We start from the raw sequence: 5,854 nt of genomic DNA, 5'->3' as shown, positions 1-5,854 counted from the left end.
AGTCGTATGCTCAGTCATATGGCTCACTCTTATCTAAGAGCGAGACCCTGTCAGGTCATTTCGGGGGCCAACTCACGATGGCAGCTTCCGCACCGCTGGCAAGATCGAGGTCGGCGATCGGATCGCGACGGCAGACGGCACCGCGACGGTGGAATGGACGGCTGTCATCGATAAGAGCGTTGACGTTTATAGCATCGCCGTTGAGCCCCATCCGACATATATCGCAGACGGGAACCGGGTTCACAATGAGGCGCTGTGCAATCCCGAGCAGACGCAGGTCCAGCTCGCGCCCAATCGCAATGCCGTTCTGCAACAGAATCTGGATGGTAGTTTCACCGTCTCGGTCGTCACCGACCAGGGACGAGAAGTCGAGCGCTACGATGTGACGTCTGAGGCGGCGATCAAGCGCGTGTGGTCCGAGTACAGTGATTTCACCGGAATCGAAGAGCCAGACAGCAACGGCATCCGTCGCAGCCGCTTGTCCGGTGCCGCGCAGGCTGTGGTCTGGAAGGGCGAGATTGCGAAGGGCAAACGAATCGACACGGCGGGTGCGCTTGGCGCGTCATTTGGCTCGACACTTGGCAATATCCTCGGCCAAAGCGCGGCCGGGAAAATCGTTCTTAGCGGCGCGCTTGCGACCGTTCTCGAGAATATCTTCGAAGTAATCGCTAATGGCGGGGGCGGGACGCTACCGTTGACGAGAAAAGAGGTTCTGGCAAATATCGAAACCGAATTCGCCGGGAATATCATAGGGGCGGCATCATCGTATCTGATCGCATCTTTAATCAACGAAATAGGGATCGACGGCATCCCTGGACAAGTGCTTCAGACCGGCCTCAATAACGTTATATCGACGGTTTCACAAAATCTGCTCAAAGGGGCGACAAATCCCTTTGAGGGGATAGGTGGTGGCCTCGCCAATGCCGGAGCGGCGTTCCTCGGCACGAAACTCGCGAGTGAGCTTGTCCGCTTTGACACGATAGGTGGTCAGATTGGGAGTTCGCTGGGAAGCTCGGCCGGTTCGATTCTTGGGGTAGCGTCCGTCGTCGGGACCGGATTCGAAGCAACTTTGCTAGGCGTAAAGCTGGGCGCCTGGGCCGGACCTGTAGGTGCACTCGCAGGCGCCTTTCTCGGATTTATCGTCGGCGGGCTTATCGGCTCGGTATTTGGCGGAACGCCGCGATCCGGCGCTGATGTCATCTGGGACCCCGAGACGCAGTCGTTCGATGTGGCTAATTCCTATAGCCGAAAAGGCGGATCGCGGGACGCAGCGATCAGTGTCGCGAGCTCGGTTGCGGCGACATTCAATTCGGTGTTGGCGACGATCGGAGGGCGCCTGGCTACACCGGAGAAGGTGCAGGCCGGAAATTACGGTATGCGCAAATCCGAGTTCGTTTATCGACCTTGGTCGACGCGCGACGATTCCGCGATTACAAGGCGATATTCTGGTCAGAAAGGTGCAGAAAAGCTCATTGCCTACGGCGCCTATAACGGACTGACGGATCCGGATTTCCAGATCCTCGGCGGAAGCGTCATTCTGAAAAGGGCATTTTACAACGGCCTTAAACTGTCCGGTATCGACCGTGAGAATTTTGATTCCAATATTGTATTTGGAAATCTCGCCGCCGGCGCGCGTTACGAGCAGTTTTTAGCGGCGTCTTCGTCGGTGCTTGCCCTGATCGCGTCCGAGCCGACGACGAAATTTGCAGCAGAATGGGCGATCGTGTTCGCTCGGGCCAACGAGCTGGGGCTGAACCAGCGCGCCGCATCCGACTGGTTCGGAGGTTTCGGTTATTTCCTTGAGCAATTGGGCGCCACTGCAGCGGAGCTCTCGGTCGATTTCGGGATCGAGTCTTCAATCGGTTTGCCATATAGGCGCTTCCGAGCGGGCGCTTACGAGGTCGAGGACACGATCGATATAACGAACCAGACCGAAATTGCTGGTTCTGCGAACAATGATTTGATCGATCTGCACGGCAACATGGTGCAGGGTCAACGGGGAGCGCGTAATAGCGGTAACGGCACGTCCGAAGCGCCGCTGTTCTCGGTAAGGGCTGACCCTAACAGCGCCGGCCAGTTCCAGTTGGTGCAGCAGACGGCGACCAACAAAGAAGCAATAGAATATTATTACCCCGAACTGGCGGCAATCGATGGTGGTGGACTTATATCGACCGCGGTCAATGCGACGGTGCGGGTAGAAGATGGGAATGATAGCCAGCGTCTTGAATATGATTATTCTCACTATGGTATGGCAAGTACTTATATTAGATATAAAATTATAGATGAAGATGATAATGATGGATTTGTAATTTCTAATGTGAGCTGGGAATCGGATTCTTTGGGAAGTTGGGATGTATCTGTTAGGTATATCGGCAACGGAAAAATGGATTTAAACATATACGACAGATATTATAATTCTCACTACGGATCATCTGGAACGATTTATTGGACGATCACAGACCGGAACGGTTATGGAACCTCTACTAAATTCAGTGAGTTTGTCTATGTTGAAGGATGGCCCTGGGATCAGCCATTGCCCCCGGTGGTGCTCGATCTCGACGGCGACGGTATCGAACTAGTCTCACTTCAGGAATCCGATGTCTATTTCGACATGAACGGCGACGGCGCCGAGGATCGGACCGGCTGGGTTGCCGCCGACGATGGCTTCCTGGTGCTCGACCGGGACGGCAGCGGTGCGATTGATCGTTACAACGAACTGAGTTTCGCAGCGGATTATGCCGGCGCGGTGTCCGATCTCGAAGGGCTGCGTGCCTACGACAGCAACGGCAACGATTATTTCGATGCCGGCGACGCCGAATTCGCCCGGTTCCAGATCTGGCAGGATCGCAATCAGGACGGCATCAGCCAGGCCGACGAACTGAGCACGCTGGCCGAGAGCCGGATCAGCGCGATTCGCCTGTCGCTCGACAAGACCGGCGCGCCGGTCGACGGCGCGACCGACAATGTGTTTTACGCTTATTCCAGCTTCGTCCGGACGAACGGCACCGGCGGGGATGTCGGCGATGTGTTCCTCGCTTATGAAGATGCCGCTTCAGTGGCTGATGAAGAGCCCGTTTTCTACGCGCAAGACGCCATGATCGCCGATGACGAAGATTCGGCACGCGACACTCCGAAGATCAGATTCTCCGGCCTTGCGGATGGGGAATCGCCCGATCGGCCGGCGACCGCGGACGAGTCATCGGCCGACGAAACCGTCGAAGCGTCGATGACCGCAACCGAGGCGCCGCCGCAGTCGCGGGCGTCAGCGGCCCCGTCACCCCGCACCTTCGCGGCAACGCCCGAAGACCAGGGCATTGCCGTGAAGAAGACGCCCGCGGCGGTTTACGCCGACGCCGCTCCCGCGGAGGCGGGCGATGCTCGGCCGGCGGAGGCCGCGCGGTTGGTCGCGGGCTGGCAGCCGTTGGGCGAAGCCTGGTCCGCCGACCAACCCGAGCGCGTCGCCGCCGGTGACGATCGCGATCCGCTGGCTAAGGCGATTGCGATCCTCGGCGATGCGGCCCCGATCTCGCTCAACGCCGCAGATCGCGCGTCGCTCATTGGCGGCGAAACCGGCCAGCGCGGCGCCGGGGTTGCGCAGGGCGCGGCGCCCGATGCGCTCAATCGGCTGCTCGTCGCGATGGCGGGGTTCCACGCCGGCGAGGGCGTCGGCGCGATCACACAGCCGCCGCTTCCCGTCGCCGACGAAATCGCCCAGCTTGCACCGGCGCTCTAGGAGAATCGATTTGGAAACGAATGTTGGCCCGCGCTCGGTTGCGGAAGCGCTGGGGCAGATCACCTGGTTGCTGACGCAATCGCCGGTGCATAAACACCTCAAGCTTGCCGATCTCGAATGGTCGATCATGCCGGCGCTGCTGCACGAGCAATTTCGGATATTCCGTTTCGGGCCCTTGCCTGGCCTCGACGGGATCGATCCGGAGAATTTCCTTCCGGGGGTGACGCGTGAAGGGTTGGAGCAGATGCCGCTCGGGGTCGCGCTTTGGGGATGGCTGTCCGAGGGCGCCGAGCAAAAGGTGGAGCAGGGCGAACGCCTCGACCCCGCCGAATGGAAATCCGGCGATCGGCTATGGCTGCTCGAATTGATCGTGCCGTTCAGCACCGTGGAGAACCGTCTTGCAGAGGTCATGATGGCCGATCTGATCGCGGGCCCCTTCGCGGGCCAATCGTTCAGCCTCCACCGTACCGATCCGACGACAGGCCGGAAGGACAAGGTGACCTTCGGGCGGCAGGGTGCATCAGCCAGCCAAACCTGAGCAGAACATGTGGCTTTTATCCAAGCGACGGGATTACAGCAATCTCGTCGCTTGGGGCGATGCGTACCGGCTTGCGCGCAAGATCGAGTCCATTGAGCCTATATCGCAGAAAGAATTGCAGCGAAGCCACGCGCGCCTGCTCGCTGGTGTCGAACGAGACCGCTCAGTCGCGCACTCATCGATGCATTAGATGTCGACCGTTGGCGAAGCGTGACGCCGTCCAGTGCAGGTCCCGCGGCCATCGAGTTGGGTCTGAGCCGAAGCCTGATGTGCAACAATGTCGATGGCCAAGCTTGATGAAAGCCGAAACGTCAGTGCCGCAGTGCCGCAAGAAGCTTCACATTGCGCCCGCAAACACCATTTCATCCCACGCAATCTCGATGGACAGCTGGCACTTGTGATGGTATGGAAATCGGATCGGAAGAGAATACCGGTGTTAAATCAATACCTTGCCGCGATAACTGGATGCCCGTAGGGGTCACCATATCGCGGTTTATCCGCGGGCGGCGCGCGAAATGCTCCTCGGAGAAAGCGCCATTCTGAAGCAAAGCGCATTGCACTGGTGACAGCGGCCCGCCCGAGCGGATAGGCGCGCGCGATGCATGCGGGGTTCCTCAATCGCTATCGCCTGATCGTGTTGATCCTCGTCGCGATCGCCGCGCGCGGGCTGACCTTCGGCAACCCCGTCGTTCATGCCGACGAGGAATTCTATTACGTCACTGCGCACGAGATGTGGCGCGGCGCGCTCCCCTTCATCGATATCTGGGACAGGAAGCCGATTGGGCTATTTCTGCTCTACCTCCCCGCCGCCCGCCTCCCGCTGCCGTGGGGGATATTCGCCTATCAGGCGATGGCGACCGCCGCGCTCGTCCTCACCGCGCTAATCGTCGCGCGACTGGCGGCGCGCGCGGGTTGGGGGGCGGGGGCGATGGCGGCAGCGATCGGCTATATTTTGTGGCCCGATCTGATCAACGGCGTCGGGGGGCAATCGCCGATCTTCTACAATCTGCCGATGGCCGCGGCGGGGCTGCTGATCGTTTCGGGCGAGAATGGCGGGGGCCTTCCCCACCGGCGGGGCGTCGCGGCGATGGCGCTGGTGGGGATCGCGCTCCAGATCAAATATTCGGCGGTGTTCGAGGGCGTTTACTTCGGGCTGTGGCTGATGTGGCGCGAGTGGCACGCGCATCGCCGGCTTCCCGCCACTTTGGCCTATGGTGCGATGCTGGCGGCGATCGCGCTCGTCCCGACCGCGATGGCGTGGGGCTTCTATGCCGCGATCGGCCAGTCCGATGCGTTCCTGTTCGCCAATTTCCTGTCGATCGAGCATCGCAACGCCAATCCGCTGCCGGAGATGCTGGGCAATATCGGGACGCTTGTGCTGCTGCTCGGGCCGTTGGTGGCGATGGCGTTCGCCGCGCGGCGACAGGAAGCGGTGGGTGGGAGCGGGGCCGCGCGCCGGTTCCTGTTTGGCTGGCTCGGGGCCGCGCTGGCCGGGCTGGCGCTGTTCGGCACCTGGTTCGATCATTACGGGCTGCCGGTGCTCGTCCCCGGCTGCGCCTGTGCGGCCGGGTTCTTCGGTGCGC

General features: G+C 60.3%; 3 protein-coding genes. All 3 read left to right on the top strand.

What is annotated here, in order from left to right; translation table 11 throughout:
* The first annotated feature begins 148 nt into the window (after positions 1–148).
* Positions 149–3,733, top strand: a complete 3,585-nt coding sequence (locus BGN95_RS09465) for an SPM autocatalytic domain-containing protein (RefSeq protein ID WP_286772474.1) — start codon at positions 149–151, stop codon at positions 3,731–3,733.
* On the top strand, positions 3,717–4,271 hold the full coding sequence (locus BGN95_RS09460; RefSeq protein ID WP_286772479.1) for a toxin-activating lysine-acyltransferase: 555 nt from the start codon (positions 3,717–3,719) through the stop codon (positions 4,269–4,271). Before BGN95_RS09465 ends, BGN95_RS09460 begins: the two co-directional genes overlap by 17 nt.
* Positions 4,272–4,869: 598 nt before the next feature.
* Positions 4,870–5,854, top strand: a 985-nt coding sequence (locus BGN95_RS09455) for a hypothetical protein (protein ID WP_286772473.1), incomplete at its 3' end; no start/stop codon positions are given.

Source organism: Sphingomonas sp. 66-10 (assembly GCF_001897045.1).
Lineage (GTDB): Bacteria > Pseudomonadota > Alphaproteobacteria > Sphingomonadales > Sphingomonadaceae > Sphingomonas > Sphingomonas lycopersici.
The sequence above is the reverse complement of the archived record's forward strand: the minus strand, read 5'-3'. Positions and strand labels throughout refer to the sequence as shown.